Annotated in this window: 16 protein-coding genes and 1 pseudogene; 6 read left to right on the top strand and 11 right to left on the bottom strand. The window is 64.6% G+C overall.

From position 1 onward, the window contains the following. Positions 1 to 6: 6 nt before the first annotated feature. A complete protein-coding gene (locus XH93_RS20455; protein WP_371815094.1) occupies positions 7 to 768 on the bottom strand; it encodes an alpha/beta fold hydrolase in 762 nt (253 codons plus the stop codon). A gap of 338 nt (positions 769 to 1,106) precedes the next feature. On the opposite strand from XH93_RS20455, the gene XH93_RS20450 reads away from it, so the two are divergent. From XH93_RS20450 to XH93_RS20435, 4 genes and pseudogenes are all read left to right on the top strand, one after another. Beyond that, complete coding sequence (locus tag XH93_RS20450) at positions 1,107 to 2,042, top strand: helix-turn-helix domain-containing protein (protein WP_194474933.1); 936 nt, start codon at positions 1,107 to 1,109, stop codon at positions 2,040 to 2,042. A 101-nt stretch (positions 2,043 to 2,143) separates the two neighbouring features. Further along, entirely contained in the window at positions 2,144 to 2,815 is a 672-nt protein-coding gene (locus tag XH93_RS20445; RefSeq protein WP_194474932.1) for a type 1 glutamine amidotransferase domain-containing protein, read from the top strand. Positions 2,816 to 2,884: 69 nt separating this feature from the next. Beyond that, positions 2,885 to 3,175, top strand: coding sequence for a putative quinol monooxygenase (locus XH93_RS20440; RefSeq protein ID WP_194474931.1), 291 nt, complete (start codon positions 2,885 to 2,887; stop codon positions 3,173 to 3,175). Positions 3,176 to 3,182: 7 nt separating this feature from the next. Then, positions 3,183 to 3,307, top strand: a pseudogene (locus XH93_RS20435) (IS5/IS1182 family transposase); the annotation flags it as partial. Positions 3,308 to 3,344: 37 nt separating this feature from the next. Here the strand turns inward: XH93_RS20435 and XH93_RS20430 are convergent. The 7 genes from XH93_RS20430 to XH93_RS20400 all read right to left on the bottom strand — a co-directional run bounded on the left by XH93_RS20430 (position 3,345) and on the right by XH93_RS20400 (position 11,193). Further along, positions 3,345 to 4,163 (bottom strand): glucose 1-dehydrogenase, encoded by an 819-nt coding sequence (locus XH93_RS20430; RefSeq protein WP_194474930.1) that lies wholly within the window; start codon positions 4,161 to 4,163, stop codon positions 3,345 to 3,347. Positions 4,164 to 4,182: 19 nt separating this feature from the next. Next, on the bottom strand, positions 4,183 to 6,024 hold the full coding sequence (recJ, locus tag XH93_RS20425; RefSeq protein WP_194474929.1) for a single-stranded-DNA-specific exonuclease RecJ: 1,842 nt from the start codon (positions 6,022 to 6,024) through the stop codon (positions 4,183 to 4,185). Positions 6,025 to 6,160: 136 nt separating this feature from the next. Further along, positions 6,161 to 6,880, bottom strand: coding sequence for a haloacid dehalogenase type II (locus tag XH93_RS20420; RefSeq protein WP_194474928.1), 720 nt, complete (start codon positions 6,878 to 6,880; stop codon positions 6,161 to 6,163). Between the two features lie 145 nt (positions 6,881 to 7,025). Then, complete coding sequence (gene glpX, locus XH93_RS20415; protein ID WP_139483924.1) at positions 7,026 to 8,024, bottom strand: class II fructose-bisphosphatase; 999 nt, start codon at positions 8,022 to 8,024, stop codon at positions 7,026 to 7,028. A 90-nt stretch (positions 8,025 to 8,114) separates the two neighbouring features. Further along, positions 8,115 to 9,434 carry a homoserine dehydrogenase gene (locus tag XH93_RS20410; protein WP_139483925.1) on the bottom strand — a complete coding sequence of 440 codons (1,320 nt, stop codon included), beginning with the start codon at positions 9,432 to 9,434 and terminating at the stop codon, positions 8,115 to 8,117. A gap of 22 nt (positions 9,435 to 9,456) precedes the next feature. After that, complete coding sequence (locus XH93_RS20405; protein WP_194474927.1) at positions 9,457 to 10,677, bottom strand: LL-diaminopimelate aminotransferase; 1,221 nt, start codon at positions 10,675 to 10,677, stop codon at positions 9,457 to 9,459. Positions 10,678 to 10,890: 213 nt separating this feature from the next. Further along, the gene (locus tag XH93_RS20400; RefSeq protein WP_246799670.1) at positions 10,891 to 11,193 is read right to left on the bottom strand and encodes a hypothetical protein; all 303 of its coding nucleotides are present in this window, start codon (positions 11,191 to 11,193) and stop codon (positions 10,891 to 10,893) included. Positions 11,194 to 11,496: 303 nt separating this feature from the next. Between XH93_RS20400 and XH93_RS20395 the strand changes: the two genes are divergently transcribed. Beyond that, entirely contained in the window at positions 11,497 to 13,305 is a 1,809-nt protein-coding gene (locus tag XH93_RS20395) for an alpha/beta hydrolase (protein ID WP_194474925.1), read from the top strand. A 73-nt stretch (positions 13,306 to 13,378) separates the two neighbouring features. After that, positions 13,379 to 13,777 carry an MAPEG family protein gene (locus XH93_RS20390; RefSeq protein ID WP_194474924.1) on the top strand — a complete coding sequence of 133 codons (399 nt, stop codon included), beginning with the start codon at positions 13,379 to 13,381 and terminating at the stop codon, positions 13,775 to 13,777. Between the two features lie 41 nt (positions 13,778 to 13,818). Here XH93_RS20390 and XH93_RS20385 read toward each other — a convergent pair whose 3' ends face one another. From XH93_RS20385 to XH93_RS20375, 3 genes are read right to left on the bottom strand one after another with little or no spacing between them, the layout of a single operon-like run. Continuing rightward, positions 13,819 to 14,412, bottom strand: coding sequence for a bifunctional 2-polyprenyl-6-hydroxyphenol methylase/3-demethylubiquinol 3-O-methyltransferase UbiG (locus tag XH93_RS20385; RefSeq protein WP_194474923.1), 594 nt, complete (start codon positions 14,410 to 14,412; stop codon positions 13,819 to 13,821). Between the two features lie 13 nt (positions 14,413 to 14,425). Further along, entirely contained in the window at positions 14,426 to 15,403 is a 978-nt protein-coding gene (argC, locus tag XH93_RS20380; RefSeq protein WP_194474922.1) for an N-acetyl-gamma-glutamyl-phosphate reductase, read from the bottom strand. Next, entirely contained in the window at positions 15,400 to 16,065 is a 666-nt protein-coding gene (locus XH93_RS20375) for an FMN-binding negative transcriptional regulator (RefSeq protein WP_194474921.1), read from the bottom strand. The genes argC and XH93_RS20375 overlap by 4 nt, the downstream gene beginning before the upstream one ends. Positions 16,066 to 16,141 lie beyond the last annotated feature (76 nt).

Below are 16,141 nucleotides of genomic sequence, written 5' to 3'. Positions count from 1 at the left end.
CCGGTCTCACTCGGTCGCGGATGTATCCGCGCTTCTGATGAAGGCCGCGACTTCGCGCGGATGCGACAGCATTACCGCGTGGCTGCTTTTGATCTCAGTCACCTTCGCGCCCGAGCGCTTGGCCATGGTGCGCAGTAAGCTCGGGGGGATAATGTGATCCTCCATCGTCACCATGTAATAGGTCGGCTTCGTCTTCCAGGCCACGCGCTCGACCTTGGTCTGCACCGCCTGCAATCCAAACGGCAATTGCGCCGCAGCCATGAAGCGGGTCGTGGCCGGGTCGACACCGGCGGCGAAGGAGGTCGGGAATTTATCGCGCTCGACGAAGAGATAATTGCCTTCAGTGACCAAGGGACCCTTGTGCTCGCCGGGCGGCACGGGTGCTTCCGACAGCGTGCTGACCGACTCCCCGACATCGGGAGCATATGCCGCGAGATAGACCAGGCTGCGAACTTTCGGATTGTCGCCGGCCTCGGTGATGACCATTCCACCATAGGAATGCCCGACGAGGATCACCGGATGCCGCGCCTTGGCGATCACGCGTTCGGTCTCCGCGACATCGTCACGAAGCGAGATTGTCGGCTGCTGCACGACGAGCACTTCATAGCCTGCACCCGAGAGAATGTCGTAGGTGTCCTTCCAGCCCGAGCCATCGACGAAGGCGCCATGGACGAGGACGATGGATACGGTCTTCTCGGCCGCGACGGCGGTGGCGCCTTGGGCTGTTGCAATCGACATCGCAGCAAGCGCGGTGATAAGCGGCTTCATACCTGGCTCCAATCATTTGATACGGCGGCATTGCCGTTGATGGGCCCACCACTAGCTCACGCCGGCACTGCGGTATTTCCTATTCCTGCGCGATGACCGACGCATCTTGCTCATCGCGGCGAGATCAGTTCTCCAAGTCATCGAATGCATGATCCCAAGTCTTTGGCTCGCCTGGCTTTTACCTCTTTTAACCGCGCCGCCTATGGACTTCGCCATCGCCGCTTGTGAGTAATTCGCGATCGGCGTGGCAGCGGCCGGGGCTGCAACTCACCACCGGATGGAATGATCGCTCGCTCGCGATACGGGGCCGGGATTCGCCGCAACCAGCGGAGGTCGTCATGGTGCTCGTGACGCATGGAGATCAGAAATATCAGAACAGCGAAAAGCTGGCCGCGGCCAACGACTGGCCGGGCTTGAGCATCGAGCATCGCAAGTTCGAGGCAGGGCGCCAGGCAACACCCGTTCCGATCTGTACCGAGCTCGTCATGCTGCTATCGGGCGGCGGGATGGTGTGCCGCGCCGGCAATGGCGAAGTCCAGAAGAGCCTCGCACGCCCGGGCATGAGCTACCTCGTCCCGGTGGGGACGCAGGAGAGTCATCTCGAGCTTTCGGACCGGATGGAATGTCTTCATCTCTACCTCCCGCCAGCGTTGCTGGACCAGAGCGCGCTCGCGGACTTCAATATCGATCCGGCAAAGATCGAGATCGCCTACGCCCACGGTCTGACGGACCAGGTGCTCTTCCACATCTGCTCGCCGCTTCGGGATCTGCTTCATCGTCCCCGCCAGTCGACTGACGCGCTGTTCGTGGAGGGAATTCAAGTGGCGCTCGCAGCGCATCTTCTGGGCAATTATACGATCGACCGCTGGCGCGCGCCCGACAGGTTGCCGTCGCTCGATCCACGGCGCCTGCAGCGCGTACTGGACTATATCGAGGCTTCTCTGGGAGACGAAATCAGACTCGAGGATCTGGCGGCTCAGGCCTGCCTCAGCCCCTACCATTTTTCCCGGCTGTTTCGCGAGGCAACCGGATTGTCACCGCACCGTTACGTGATCGATCGCCGCATACAGGCTGCGCGGCACGAACTAGCGCGCAACCGTCTGTCCTTGGTCGAAATTGCCCTGGAGTTCGGTTTTGGCTCGCAAGCGAACTTCACGCGCGTCTTCCGGAAGGCCGCAAGCCTCACTCCGGGGCAGTATCGCGAATTGTGCTGCGGCCAGGTCGAGGTGAATGCCGATCGTTACGATCCGGGGTACCGCAGGGATTGCTCATGATCCCGCAGGATTCGGAAATACGGTTCTTGGCTGCCCGGGTAGTGTCGTAGCGACGACAGATTTAGCGCTCGTCCTTTATGGACTCCTCTAGGAAACGCACCATGACTCAACATGTCCTGTTTATCGTCAGCAACGCAGCGGTGATCGGTCCGCAAAATCGTAAGACGGGCTTTTTCTTCGCTGAGGTCGCGCATCCGTTCGATGTTCTTGACAAGGCAGGCATCGCTGTTGAGTTCGCTTCTTTAAGAGGTGGATGGACGCCGTATGATGCTTACGACGAGAAAGATCCTGCGGAGAAAGCCTTCCTTGAAAGCAAGGCGTTTCGCCGCCTCAATCGCAGCCGCAAACTTGCCGAGGTGGATGCTGCCGATTTTGATGCCATTTTCGTGCCTGGCGGCCTTGGGCCTATGGTCGATATCCAGCGTAACCCTATCGTTCAGAATGCAGTCGTGCGTGCCTGGAGTACGGGCAAGTTTGTGACTGCAGTTTGTCATGGTCCGTGTGCGCTTCTCGGGGTGGACCTGGGCGATGGCAAGCCGTTCGTGCAGGGCAAGAAGCTGACTTCGTTCTCGAAGAAGGAAGAATATGACTACGCGCGCGAAGACGTTCCCTACGAACTGGAAGATGCGCTGCGGGCAGAGGGCGCCGAATATACGTCCGTAGCAAACTGGCAACCTCACGTCGTCGTCGATGGACGCCTCATCACTGGGCAGAATCCGGCCTCAGCTGGGCTCCTGGCAAAAGAGCTGCTGGCAGCAATGAGAAAATTGTAAGATAGGCAGCCGAACATCGCTTGGCTGAAGTAAGCCAGCCGTCACTCTGAAAAGTTTTGGTCGATCGCGATGCCGTCGAAGATTACTGCTCTTCTGGTTGCTCACCCGGGCAAAAGCGATGAGCTGAGAGAACTTCTGGTCGGCCTTGCGCCGCATTGCAGGGCAGAGCCCGGTAATCTGCGTTGGGACGTTTGGCGCGACAATTCGATCGATCATCGTTACGTCATTGATGAGCTCTACCGAGATGTGACTGCGGTCGATGCACATCGCGCCTCGCAACATTACCAAGCCTACTTGGCCAGGGTTCCCGAACTGGCCGAACGTACGGCAGTAGTCGCGGAACCCGTAGACGTGAAATGATCGATGTCGCAACCGGGTCGAGCGGTTCTTCAACAGGATCAAATATGTCGTCGGGTGGCGACGCGCTACGACAGGCTCGCCGCCAACTATCTTGCCGTCGTTCAACTCGCGTCGATTAGGCCATGGCTGCGTCTTAATGAGTCCGCAGTCCGACTAATTCAGCCTTGTCTCATCGCGCCGGCGGCGTCCGCACCACGCCGCCCGCATTCATGCCGCCGTCGATCACGAGCTCGGTGCCGGTCACGTAGCGCGAGGCGTCCGAGGCGAGATAGAGCACGCCTTGGGCGATCTCGATCGCCTGGCCGGCGCGGCCGAGCGGCGTTGCGAATCTGGCGCGCTCCTCGGGGTCGATCGGCGCGTTCTGGCCGGCGCCGGTAGCCGCGGTCGGGATCTTGCCCCAGATCGGCGTGTCGATGATGCCGGGATGCACAGAGTTGACGCGGATGCCGTCGCCGATCTGCGCGCATTCCATCGCGATCGATTTTGCAAACAGCCGCACCGCGCCCTTGGTTGCGCTGTAGCCGGCGAGGTTCGCCGCGCCGCGCAGGCCGGCCAGCGAGGACATCATGATGATCGAGCCGCCGCCATGCTTGCGCATCAGCGGCAGCGAATGTTTCACCGACAGGAACACGCCGTCGAGATTGATCGCGGTCTGCCGGCGCCAGTCCGCCAGCGTCATGTCGACGATCGAGGGCGCGCCGACGCCGATGCCGGCGTTGGAGACCATTATGTCGAGCCGGCCGTAGCGCTTGCCGACCTCGCCGACCACCTCGACCCAGCGCTCCTCGCTGGTGACGTCCTGCGGCAAGAAGATCACCTTGCCCCCGGCCTTGGCGAGCCGCGCTGCGAGTTCGGGTCCGTTCAGTTCGTCGATATCGGTCGCGACGACGGTCGCGCCTTCCTGTGTCAGCAATTCCACGATGGCCGCGCCGATCCCCGAGGCGCCGCCGGTCACCAGCGCGACCTTGCCTTCAACCTGTCCTGCCATGTCCACTCCCGCTCGTTTCTTATCGGATCACCGCCGGGCCCTGATCCGGGACCGCGACGTCGTGGACACGGAATTGCACACGTTCGGTGCCTTGCCAACGGTCGACTGCGAGCGAGCCGGCCACATGCAATTGCTGACCGCGATTTTGCGTCAAGGCGCTGCCGAGCTTTTGTCCCACCGCACGGAATGCGATCCCGTTGACGATGGAGCCGTCGCCTGACTTGAAGCGCAGCCGCAAATGCGCCTGCCCGACCTCGTCGGCATAGACCAGTTGATGCGACGGCAGCGCGATCACCGGCTCCGGATTGGCGCTGCCGAACGGACCTGCGCGATTGAGGATCGCGGCAAATTCCGGCGTCACCGCACGCGCGGTCACCGCACCGTCGATGAACAGCTCGTTCTCGTGGCGCGAGTTGGCGACATCTGCGGCGAGCGCGCTCTCCATATAGGCGCGGAATTCGGCGAGCTTCTCCTTGCGTAGCGTCACGCCGGCGGCCATGGCGTGGCCGCCGCCTTTCATCAGCAAGCCGTCGTGCACCGCCTGCCGCACCGCCCGGCCGAGATCGACGCCGCCGATCGAGCGGCCCGATCCGGTGCCGATGCCGCCGGGCTCGAGGGCGATCGCAAACGCCGGCCGCGCGAATTTCTCCTTCAGCCGCGCGGCGACCAGCCCGACCACGCCGGGATGCCAGCCCTCGGCGGCGGTGACGATCACCGCGCCCTTGTCCTCGAGCCCGAGCGAGGCCAGCGCCTCGGCTTCGGCCTGTGCCTCGGCCGCCTGCTCGATCACGCGGCGCTCGGTGTTGAGGCGGTCGAGCTCGGCTGCGATCCGCGCCGCCTCCGAGACGTCGCCCTCGAGCAGCAGCCGCACGCCGAGATCAGCGCGGCCGATACGGCCGCCGGCATTGATGCGCGGCCCCAGCATGAAGCCGAGATGCCAGGCCTCCGGCGGGCCATTGAGCCGCGCCACATCCATCAGCGCGGTGTGCCCGACATGGTCGCGGCGGCGCATCGCGATCAGCCCTTTGGCCACGAAGGCGCGGTTGAGCCCGATCAGCGGCGCGACGTCGGCGACGGTGCCGAGCGCAACGTGATGCAGCATGCCGAGCAGGTCCGGCTCCGGCATCTCGGCGGTCCAGAAGCCGCGCTGGCGCAGGTCGCGATTGACGGCCACCAATGTCACCAGCACGAGGCCGACGGCGGCGAGATGGCCGAGCCCCGACAGATCGTCGGGCCGGTTCGGATTGACCAGCGCGTCGACCACGGGCAGTTCGTCGCCGGTCTGGTGATGATCGATCACGACCACCGACATGCCGAGCCGCTTCGCTTCTGCCAAAGGCTCGATGCTGGTGGTGCCGCAATCGACGGTGACGAGCAGCGTCGCGCCCTTCGCCGCGAGTGCGCGGACCGCCTCGGTGTTCGGGCCGTAGCCCTCGAACAGGCGGTCGGGAATGTGGATCAACGGATCGAGCCCGCAGTGCCGCAAATGCCAGGCGAGCAGCGCCGCCGAGGTTGCGCCGTCGACGTCATAGTCGCCGAAGATCGCGACCTTCTCGCCGCGCACCGCGGCGTCCGCGATGCGTTTGGCGGCAGCCTCCATTTCGGTGACCGTATGCGGATCCGGCATCAGCTTGCGGATGGTCGGATCGAGGAAGTCGGCGACCGCGTCGATCTCGACGTCGCGCCCGGCGAGCACCCGCGCCAGCATTTCCGGCAGATTGTGGCGCTGGACGATCGCGAGCGCCCGCGCCGCCCCGCGCGCATCCAGCCGGTCGCGCCAGAGTTTTCCGGTCAGCGACCGCGTCACGCCGAGGAACGCCTGGGGCGCCTCGACGGGCAATGCGGATGCGTGCAGCGTCATGATTCCTTCCACAGCATGATCCGGAAAAGTGTGAAGCGGATTTCCGAGAAGATCATGCTCAAACGAAAAGCCAAGGCGGTGACGAGTCATCGCCCTGGGAAGGAATCGTAACGCTTCGATGAATCGCAGGCCAGCGCTAGCAGCCCATCCGGTCGGCTATTTCCCCGAAATCCTTGGCCACGATGTCCCACTGCCCGGTGGCCTCGAAATCGTATTTCTGCAGCGGACCGTATTCCTGCGGGCGCGCCACGAAGGCGGTCTTCAGGCCGTGCTTCTGCGCGTGCTTGAGATCGTAATTGTGCGCGGCGACCATCATCACCTGCTCCGGCGGCAGGCAGAGCAGCTTTGCCGCGCCGAGATAGGTTTCCGGGTCGGGCTTGTAATGCTCGAACAATTCCGCCGACATCACGAGGTCCCACGGCAGTCCTGCGAACTTCGCCATGTTGGTGAGCAGCGCGACGTTGCCGTTCGACAGCGGCGAGATGATGTACTTTGTCTTCAGCCGGGTCAGGCCGGCGACGCTGTCCGGCCAGCCATGCAGGCGGTGCCAGCCGGTGGTCAGATGCTGCAGATCGGCCTCGGTGAGGCCCTTGATGTCGAACTGTGCGACCAGCTTCTCCAGCGAGCGGCGGTGCAGCACGTCGAGGATGACATAGCCGTTCTGCGGGTTCTTGCGCACCTCGTCCATCGAGGCGGCATAGACCGCGCGCCAGCCGTCGACCAGCGCGGTCCAGTCGGCCTTGATGCCGCGCGTCTCGCCCCATTTCGAGAAATCGTTGATCAGGCTGGTGCGCCAGTCGACCACCGTTCCGAACACGTCGAACACCAGCGCCTTGACTGCGGAAAGATCGGACATGCTCGGACTCCCTTTTTTGTTGTTGGTTGCTTCCGTCATTCCGGGGCGCTCGAGAGCGCGAACCCGGAATCTCGAGGTTCCCCGATGCCGCAATTGCGCATCTGTGGTTCGATGCTGTCGCATCGCCCCGGAACGACGTAGGGCCTCAATCCAGATAAAACTTGTCGAGCTGCCGGTGCTCCGCCTTGATGTAGCGCACGGTGCCGGTGACCGAGCGCATCACCACGGTCTCGGTCTCGATCACGTCCTTTTTGAACTTCACGCCCGACAGCAGCGAGCCGGTGGTGACGCCGGTGGCGGCGAACAGGCAGTCGCCCTTGGCCATGTCCTCGATGCCGTAGATCATCTTCGGATCGGTGACGCCCATCTTGTGCGCGCGCTCGCGCTTCTCCTCGCTGTCGAGGATCAGCCGGCACTGCATCTGGCCGCCGATGCAGCGCAGCGCCACCGCGGCCAGCACGCCCTCGGGCGCGCCGCCGGTGCCGATATACATGTCGACGCCGGTCTCATCGGGCTTGGCGCAGTGAATGACGCCGGCGACGTCGCCGTCGGTGATCAGTTGCACGGCTGCTCCGGTCGAGCGCACGCTGTTGATGATGTCGGCGTGGCGCGGACGGTCGAGCACCAGCACGTTGATCGCGGTGGGGTCGACGCCCTTCGCCTTGGCGAGGCGGCGGACGTTGTCGGCGGGCGGCGCATCGAGCTCGATCACGTTCTTGTCGAAGCCCGGACCGATCGCGATCTTCTGCATGTAGACGTCGGGCGCGTGCAGCAGCGTGCCGCCATCGGCCATCGCCATGGTGGCGATCGAGCCCGGCATGTTCTTGGCGCACAGCGTGGTGCCTTCGAGCGGATCGACGGCGATGTCGACCTTGGGACCGGCATTGAGCCCGACCTTCTCGCCGATGAACAGCATCGGCGCCTCGTCGCGCTCGCCCTCGCCGATCACGATGGTGCCTTCGATCGGCAGGCGATTGAGCTCGCGGCGCATCGCGTCGACCGCGGCCTTGTCGGCCGCCTTCTCCTGGCCATGGCCGCGCAGCCGCGCGGCCGACACCGCCGCACGCTCCGTCACCCGCACGATTTCGAGCGTCAGGATGCGCTCGAGCAACATCTGGGGCGGAACGGAAATATGGGTCGACATCGGCGTACTCCTTAGGCCTCTAGGCGCGGGCGAACTTGCCCGCCTCAATCGTCTTCACGCGAACCGGTACCCACTTCGCTCGAAAACGCGCTAGTTCTTCTCGATCCGGATCACCTGCGGCCGGCCGCTGATGACCTTGTCACGCTGCACTGCAGCCAGCGCGCGATGCACGGCATCCTCACTGGTCGCATAGGTAATCAGAATGACCGGGACCGGTGAAGGTTTTTTGGCCGAACCGTTCACATCAACGCCATCCGGATGCCGCTGCACAATCGATTCCAGGGATATCTTCTGTTCCGCCAGCCGGGTGGCGATTGTTGCAGCAGTGCCTGCCAGATCGCGCGCCATCAGGCGAATATAATAGCCACCTTCGTGGCGTTCCATCGGCGCTTTGGTGGTATCGCCCAGCCGCTCCACCGGACGGCCGAACGGCCTGGCGCGGATGCCGCGCGCGACGTCGGCGATGTCGGCGACCACGGCGGAGGCCGTCGCGCCGCCGCCGGCGCCGGGACCGACCAGCGTGATCGGCGGCATGCCCTCGCCGTCGATCGTCACGGCATTGGTAACGCCCATCACCTGCGCGATCGAGGATGATTTCGGCACCATGGTCGGGTGCACGCGCTGCTCAATGCCCTTTGCAGTGCGTACGGCGACGCCGAGCAGCTTGACGCGGTAGCCAAGCTCGGCGGCGGCCTTGAGGTCTTCCGGCGTGATCGAGGAGATGCCCTCGACATAGACCGCGCTCTCCGCAACCTTGGTTCCGAAGGCGAGGCTCGCCAGGATCGCGAGTTTTTGCGCGGTGTCGTAGCCGTCGACGTCGAACGACGGATCGGCCTCGGCATAGCCGAGGCGCTGGGCGTCCTTCAGACATTCCTCGAACGAGATGCCCTCCTGCTCCATCCGGGTCAGGATGTAGTTGCAGGTGCCGTTGAGGATGCCATAGACGCGGTTGACGCTGGTGCCGGCGAGGCCCTCGCGCAGCGTCTTGATGACCGGGATCGCGGCGCCGACCGCGGCCTCGAAATTCAGCGCGCCGCCATGCTTCTCGGCGGCGGCGGCGAGACGCAGGCCGTGCTTGGCGATCAGCGCCTTGTTGGCGGTGACGACGGACTTGCCGGACTTCAGCGCGGCCTCGATGGCGGAGAGCGCGGGATCGCCGGCGCCGCCCATCAGTTCGACGAAGCAATCGACGTCGGGATCCTCGGCCAGCGCCTGCGGGCTCTTCGCCCATTCGATGCCGCGCAGATCGACGCCGCGCTTCTTGGCCTTGGAGCGCGCGGTGACGGCGACGACGCGCACGCCGCGGCCGGAGCGCTCGGACAGCAGGCGCTGCTGCGTTTCGATCAGGCGGACGACGTCGGCACCGACGGTGCCGAGCCCCGCTATGCCCACTCTGAGGGGTGCGACCATGATAATTGGGAACCTGGAAGGATTAGCGTCGGTTGGCGAGAGGAATCACGTTGTGCAACGTTTCGATGCCGCTTTCAAGGAAGCGGCGCACGCCGCGCGCGGCCTGCCGGATCCGTTGCTCGTTCTCCACCATCGCGATGCGGACATAGCCTTCGCCATGCTCGCCGAAGGCAACGCCGGGCGACACCACGACGCCGGACTTCTCCACCATCAGGGTTGCGAACTCCATGCTGCCGACCGCCTCGAACGCCTTGGGCAGCGGCGCCCAGGCGAACATCGAGGCTTGCGGCGGCGGAATGTCCCAGCCGGCGCGGCCGAATGACTCGACCAGCGCGTCGCGGCGCTTGCGGTAGGTGTCGCGCATCTCGCGGATGCAGTCGTCGGGCCCGTTCAGCGCGGCGGTCGCCGCCACCTGTACCGGCGTGAAGGCGCCGTAATCGAGATAGGATTTCACCCGCGCCAGCGCCGCGATGATCCGCTCATTGCCGACCGCAAAGCCCATCCGCCAGCCGGCCATCGAGAACGTCTTCGACATCGAGGTGAACTCGACGGTGACGTCGATCGCCCCGTTCACCTGCAGCACCGACGGCGGTGGATTGTTCTCGTCGAAATAGACCTCGGCATAGGCGAGGTCCGACAGGATGAAGATCTCGTGCTTCTTCGCGAAGGCGACGAGGTCCTTGTAGAAATCGAGGTCCGCGACATAGGCGGTCGGGTTCGACGGATAGCAGACGATCAGCGCGATCGGCTTCGGGATCGAATGGACGATCGCCCGCTCGACCGCCTCGAAGAATTGCGGCGTCGGCTCCGACGGCACCGAGCGGATCACGCCGCCCGCCATCAGGAAGCCGAAAGCGTGGATCGGGTAGCTGGGGTTGGGACACAGCACGACGTCGCCCGGCGCGGTGATCGCCTGCGCGACGTTGGCAAAGCCCTCCTTGGAGCCGAGGGTCGCGACCACCTGGGTGTCCGGGTTGAGCTTCACCCCGAAGCGGCGGGCGTAATAGCCGGCCTGGGCCTTGCGCAGGCCGTTGATGCCGCGCGAGGCCGAGTAGCGGTCGGTGCGCGGCTTGCCGAGGGTCTCCTTGAGCTTCTCGATCACATGCGGCGGGGTCGGCAGGTCCGGGTTGCCCATGCCCATGTCGATGATGTCGGCCCCGGCGTTGCGCGCGGCCGCCTTGGCCTGGTTGACCTTCTCAAAGACGTAAGGCGGCAGACGGCGAATGCGGTAGAAATCTTCCATGGGACCCTTGCTCCGACAACCGGCATGCCAGAATCGACCACCCCGTCGGGTTGCCGAAGCCGGAACAGGCCTCATCCGGAAATCGCACTAGATCAATGACTTAGGGCGAATTCAGGCGCGCAATCTGGGGCGACGGCCGGATCTGCGGTTGAATTGAAGTTCTTTTACCACGGACGCTCCGTAGCGCCAGCGCAGATCGGCCCCGTCCGGCGGCTACTTCCCGGCCGCGGCGTTCGCCGCAGCCACGTCGCCCGCCGCAGCCGCGTTCTGGGCCGCCGCCGTCGCCTGGCGCTCCCGCGCCGCCTTGAGCTCGGCTTCCATCTTGGCCTGATCCGCCGGCTTCATGGTCTGCTCGCTGCGGTCGGGCGGCAAGTCATGGACCGGCAGGTAGCCGCTCGAATCCCTGGCCCGCGCCGGCGCATCGGCCGGCACGGTGTAGTCCGCGATCATGCTCGAACAGCCGCCCAGCGCCGCAATCGACGCAAACAGCACTGCGGCCGCGAGGCCCCTTTTCATTCGATCGATCGGCATGTGCCGAAATGTCCCCAACAAGCTAGCGCGCAGGTCGCACGTTGCCGACACGGGTCGCACTGGTACGAGCCTTGCAGCCTCCGCTGCGTCAATTCTCGCCTTGACCGTTCAAACCATTGTCGCCCGAAACGGTTAAAGCGGGAACAGGAAATGCGAGCCGTAAGGCTTCAATATGTCAGAACGAAGATTTTTATCGCGGTGCAACAGAAGGAAACATTGGAATTTGACTGATTATCGTTACCGCACCGCGCGATGACGCCCACCAAACGACGCGATATTGTCCATCAGATGAGCAACGTGACTACCGAACCCGAGACCGCCCCCAAATTCAACGCCGAAGCCTTTGCCATGAACATCGCGCGCGCGATGGAGAGCAGCGGCCAGGCCCTTGCCGCCTACCTCAAGCCGCGCCAGAGCGGCGAGCTGCGCGACAAGACCCCGAACGAGCTCGGCGAGGTCATCAAGACCTTCAGCGTGGTTGCAGAGTACTGGCTGTCCGACAAGGAGCGCGCCTCCGAGCTGCAGATGAAGCTCGGTAAGGACTACCTCGATTTGTGGGGCGCGGCAGCACGCCGCATGGCCGGCGAAGCCGACGCCAAGCCCACGATCGAGCCGGCACCGCGCGACAAGCGGTTCCAGGATCCGGAGTGGAAGTCGAATCAGTTCTTCGATTTCATCCTGCAGCTCTACCTGCTGACCTCGAAATGGGCGCAGGAACTGGTCCGCAACGCCGACGGGCTCGATCCGCACACCCGCAAGAAGGCCGAGTTCTACGTCCAGCAGATCACCAACGCGCTGGCGCCGTCGAATTTCATCCTGACCAATCCGGAGGTGCTGCGCGCCACCGTCGACAGCAACGGCGACAATCTGGTGCGCGGCATGAAGATGCTGGCCGAGGATATCGAGGCCGGCCACGGCACGCTGCGGATCCGCCAGTCCGACCCGACCAACCTCGAGGTCGGCGTCAACATGGCGACGACGCCGGGCAAGGTGATCTTCCAGAACGATCTGATGCAGCTGATCCAGTACTCGCCGGCAACCGAGACCGTGCTGCGCACGCCGCTCTTGATCGTGCCGCCGTGGATCAACAAGTTCTACATCCTCGATCTGCGGCCCGAGAAATCCTTCATCAAATGGTGCGTCGACCAGGGCATCACGGTGTTCGTGATCTCCTGGGTCAATCCGGACAAGGAGCTCGGCAAGAAGACCTGGGCCGACTACATGACCGAAGGCCCGCTCACCGCGATGGACGTGATCGAAAAGGCCACCGGCGAGATGAAGGTGCATACCGCCGGCTACTGCGTCGGCGGCACCCTGCTCGCCTCGACGCTGGCCTATCTCGCGGAGAAGCGCCGCCAGCGCGTGACCTCGGCGACGTTCTTTGCCGCGCAGGTCGACTTCACCCATGCCGGCGACCTCCTGGTGTTCGTCGACGAGGACCAGATCTCGGCGCTGGAACGCGACATGTACGAATCCGGCGTGCTCGACGGCGGCAAGATGGCGATGGCCTTCAACATGCTGCGCTCGAACGACCTGATCTGGTCCTATGTCGTGAACAACTATCTGAAGGGCCAGTCGCCGTCCGCGTTCGACCTGCTGCACTGGAATTCGGACGCCACGCGGATGCCGGCGTCCAACCATTCCTACTATTTGCGCAACTGCTATTTGGAGAACCGGCTGTCGACCGGCACCATGGTGCTCGACAACACGCTGCTCGATCTGTCGAAGGTCAAGGTCCCGATCTACAACCTCGCGGCCCGCGAGGACCACATCGCGCCGGCGGAATCGGTGCTGTACGGCTCGCAATTCTTCGGCGGTCCTGTCAGATACGTGCTGGCGGGCTCCGGCCACATCGCCGGCGTGGTCAATCCGCCGGCGTCGAACAAGTATCAGTACTGGACCAACGACAACATCAAGGACGTCAAGCTCGCGGACTGGCTGAAGGGCGCCGAGGAGCACAAGGGCTCGTGGTGGCCCGACTGGCGCGAATGGCTGGCGAGCCACGATCCGGAGACGGTGCCGGCGCGCGATGTCGGCTCGGTCGCGACGCCGCCGCTGGAGGACGCTCCGGGCAGCTATGTCCGCGTCCGCGCGTAGCGAAAGGCCTCCCGCTCAGCTATAAACAGGCCATCCCGGCGGTCGGGAATCGAAATCATTTGAGGGGGATACGATGACGCGCGAACTGTTCTGGCTGTCGCTGACGGTAATCCTGACCGGGCTGCTGTGGATCCCCTACATCATCAACCGCTGTCAGGTGCGCGGCCTCTCCGGCGCCATGGCCAACCCCTCGCGCAACGACAAGCCGCATGCCGAATGGGCCAACCGGCTGATGTTCGCGCACGACAACGCGGTCGAGAATCTCGTGATCTTCGCGCCGCTGGTGCTGATCCTCAACGCCGCCGACTATTCGACCAAATGGACCGTGCTCGCCTGCGCAGTCTATTTCTGGGCCCGTGTCGCGCATCTGATCGTCTATACGCTCGGCCTGCCGGTGTTCCGCACGCTGGCGTTCACGATCGGCTTCCTCGCCCAGGCCGTGCTGGCGCTCGCGATCTTCAAGGTGCTCTGAGCCTCCCATTGCGCCGGTTGCGGCAAGGGCCCGACCGGCGGCTATCTCTCCCCCTTGCGCACGACGATATGCAGCATCGTCGCCGGTGCCTCGTCAAAGCTCTTGATCTCGCTGGTGTCGGCGGAGACCTGCGTCCAGGCTCCTGACGCGGCGTAGGTCGAGGCGAGCCAGTCCGGCGAGGGATAATTGTAGTAGCGGCCGATGCTGTCGCGGCCGTCGTCGTGGCCGATCTTGTAGCTCGCGTAGAACAGCCCGCCCGGCTTCAGCGCGCGGTGGATGCGGCCGAGAATGCCGGCGAGTTCGTCGCGCGGCACGTGCAGCAGGCAGGCGCTGGCCCAGACGCCGTCATAGGCCTCTTGGTCCTCGAGCTCGTCGAACCGCATCGCTTCAACGGGATGATTGATGCGACGCGATGCGACCTCCGCCATCTCGGGCGAGCCGTCGGTCGCGCGCAGCGCAAAACCGTCGGCAAGCATCACCGCGGCATGGTTGCCGGCGCCGCAGCCGAGTTCGAGGATCGCGCCGCCGGCCGGCAGCAAGGCCAGAAAGCCCTTGAGCCGGGTGGACGGGGCTTTCGCCCACCCGGCATAGGCCTCGGCATTGCGCCGGTAGAATTGCAGCGTGTCCTCGTCCACGATGCGCGCGGCGTCAGGCGTCGGCCAGCCCGAGCATCAGCCGCATGTTCTGCACGGCCGCGCCCGAGGCGCCCTTGCCCAGATTGTCGAGCCGGGCCACCAGCACCGCCTGATGGTGCTTGTCGCTGGCAAAGACATAGAGCTCGAGCTGGTTGGTCTCGTTGAGCGCCTCCGGCTCGAGCTTGCCGCCCTTGCTTGGCTCGTTCAGCGGCATCGCCGTGACGTACTTGCTGCCGGCGTAGCGCTTCGCCAGCGCCGCCTGCAGGTCCGCGCCGCTTGGCTTGCCCGGCAGCGTGTCGAGCTGCAGCGGCACCGAGACCAGCATGCCCTGCCGGTAGTTGCCGACCGACGGGATGAAGATCGGCCGCCGCGTCAGCCGCGAATAGAGCTGCAGCTCCGGCACGTGCTTGTGCTCGAAGCCGAGACCGTAGAGCTCGAAGGCCGGCGCCGAGCCGTCCTCGAAACTCGCGATCATCGACTTGCCGCCGCCCGAATAGCCGCTCACCGCGTTCAGCGTGACCGGATAGTCCGGCGGCAGCAGCCCGGCGTCGACCAGCGGCCGCAGCAGCGCGATGCCGCCGGTCGGATAGCAGCCCGGGTTGGAAACCTTCGCCGCGGTCCGAATCTTGTCGGCCTGGTCGGGCGCGAGCTCGGCGAAGCCGTAGGCCCAGTCGGGTGCGACCCGATAGGCGGTCGAGGCGTCGAGCACTTTTGGTGCTGCGTTGCCCATGGTGTCGATCAGCGCCACGGTCTCCTTCGCGGCCGCGTCGGGCAGGCAGAGGATGACGAGATCGACCTCCTCCATCAGCGCCCGCTTTGCGCCGGCATCCTTCCGCTTGTCCTCGGCGATGTGCTTGACCTCGACATTATCGAGCAGGCGCAGCCGCTCCTGAATGCCGAGCCCGGTGGTGCCGGACGCACCATCGACGAACACGGTCGCCTTGGTCGCAGCGTTTTTGGTCTTCGGCTGGTTGGTGTCGGTGAGGGTCATGGCACGCTCCTTTCGAGTTCGTTCGCTTGGTTTGCAAAGACGTCCGGCCGCGCCTGCCGCATCAGCTGCGCGATCGCTTGCGCGCCGGCATCGGCCTGCGCGGCAAGGTTGCCCGCGACCGCGGCAAAGTCGGTCTCGGATTTGTGCTGGTTCAGCTTGAAGCTGCCCTCCACCTCTTCCACCGTCATCTCGAAGCCGACGATGGCCTTCTTCATGGCATCGAGCCGCGCGGCTGTCATCTTGGCGGCCGTCCACGGCCTCTTCGGCACCAGCCGGCTCTCGAACTTGGCGCTCAGCGCCTCGATCTGAGCGGCGAGTTCCTCACCCGACAGGGTCCGCACCGGCCCGGTCAGATGCACGGCCTGATAGAGCCAGGTCGGCACCTGGTCGGGCGACACGTACCAGTCCGCCGACACATAGGCATCGGCACCGGTGACGGCCAGCAGCCAGGGGCCGGCGTCGGCCAGCTTTACCAGCGGATTGTGACGGGCGACATGAAACAGCGCCTGCGGCGTGCCGTCGGCGGCATAGGTCAGGTAGAACGGCAGCGCGGAGGCGATCGGCCGCGCGCCGTCCCACGCGCAGGCAAGGCCGAAGCCGCGCGCTTCCGCGAAGCCGAGGCTTGCGGCGCGGTCAGGCTTGAATACCGGTGGCGTATACATGGTCGAAACTCCTGCATGACGTAGGAGCCGCCAGATCGTACCGCGTGTCTTTTTTCAGGAGAGCGCCGCGGGACAA

Source organism: Bradyrhizobium sp. CCBAU 51753 (assembly GCF_015291565.1).
Taxonomy (GTDB): domain Bacteria; phylum Pseudomonadota; class Alphaproteobacteria; order Rhizobiales; family Xanthobacteraceae; genus Bradyrhizobium; species Bradyrhizobium ivorense.
Note: the sequence above shows the minus strand (reverse complement) of the source record. Positions and strands in the feature narration are given on the sequence as shown.

Excerpts from the sequence above, each read along its gene's own strand:
- XH93_RS20390 (WP_194474924.1), top strand. The coding sequence starts at position 13,379 with ATGACGCGCGAACTGTTCTGGCTGTCGCTGACGGTAATCCTGACCGGG.
- glpX (WP_139483924.1), bottom strand. The coding sequence starts at position 8,024 with ATGTCGACCCATATTTCCGTTCCGCCCCAGATGTTGCTCGAGCGCATC.
- recJ (WP_194474929.1), bottom strand. The coding sequence starts at position 6,024 with ATGACGCTGCACGCATCCGCATTGCCCGTCGAGGCGCCCCAGGCGTTC.
- XH93_RS20395 (WP_194474925.1), top strand. The coding sequence starts at position 11,497 with ATGAGCAACGTGACTACCGAACCCGAGACCGCCCCCAAATTCAACGCC.
- XH93_RS20430 (WP_194474930.1), bottom strand. The coding sequence starts at position 4,163 with ATGGCAGGACAGGTTGAAGGCAAGGTCGCGCTGGTGACCGGCGGCGCC.
- XH93_RS20420 (WP_194474928.1), bottom strand. The coding sequence starts at position 6,880 with ATGTCCGATCTTTCCGCAGTCAAGGCGCTGGTGTTCGACGTGTTCGGA.
- XH93_RS20445 (WP_194474932.1), top strand. The coding sequence starts at position 2,144 with ATGACTCAACATGTCCTGTTTATCGTCAGCAACGCAGCGGTGATCGGT.
- XH93_RS20440 (WP_194474931.1), top strand. The coding sequence starts at position 2,885 with ATGCCGTCGAAGATTACTGCTCTTCTGGTTGCTCACCCGGGCAAAAGC.
- XH93_RS20375 (WP_194474921.1), bottom strand. The coding sequence starts at position 16,065 with ATGTATACGCCACCGGTATTCAAGCCTGACCGCGCCGCAAGCCTCGGC.
- XH93_RS20405 (WP_194474927.1), bottom strand. The coding sequence starts at position 10,677 with ATGGAAGATTTCTACCGCATTCGCCGTCTGCCGCCTTACGTCTTTGAG.
- XH93_RS20455 (WP_371815094.1), bottom strand. The coding sequence starts at position 768 with ATGAAGCCGCTTATCACCGCGCTTGCTGCGATGTCGATTGCAACAGCC.
- argC (WP_194474922.1), bottom strand. The coding sequence starts at position 15,403 with ATGACCCTCACCGACACCAACCAGCCGAAGACCAAAAACGCTGCGACC.
- XH93_RS20400 (WP_246799670.1), bottom strand. The coding sequence starts at position 11,193 with ATGAAAAGGGGCCTCGCGGCCGCAGTGCTGTTTGCGTCGATTGCGGCG.
- XH93_RS20410 (WP_139483925.1), bottom strand. The coding sequence starts at position 9,434 with ATGGTCGCACCCCTCAGAGTGGGCATAGCGGGGCTCGGCACCGTCGGT.
- XH93_RS20450 (WP_194474933.1), top strand. The coding sequence starts at position 1,107 with ATGGTGCTCGTGACGCATGGAGATCAGAAATATCAGAACAGCGAAAAG.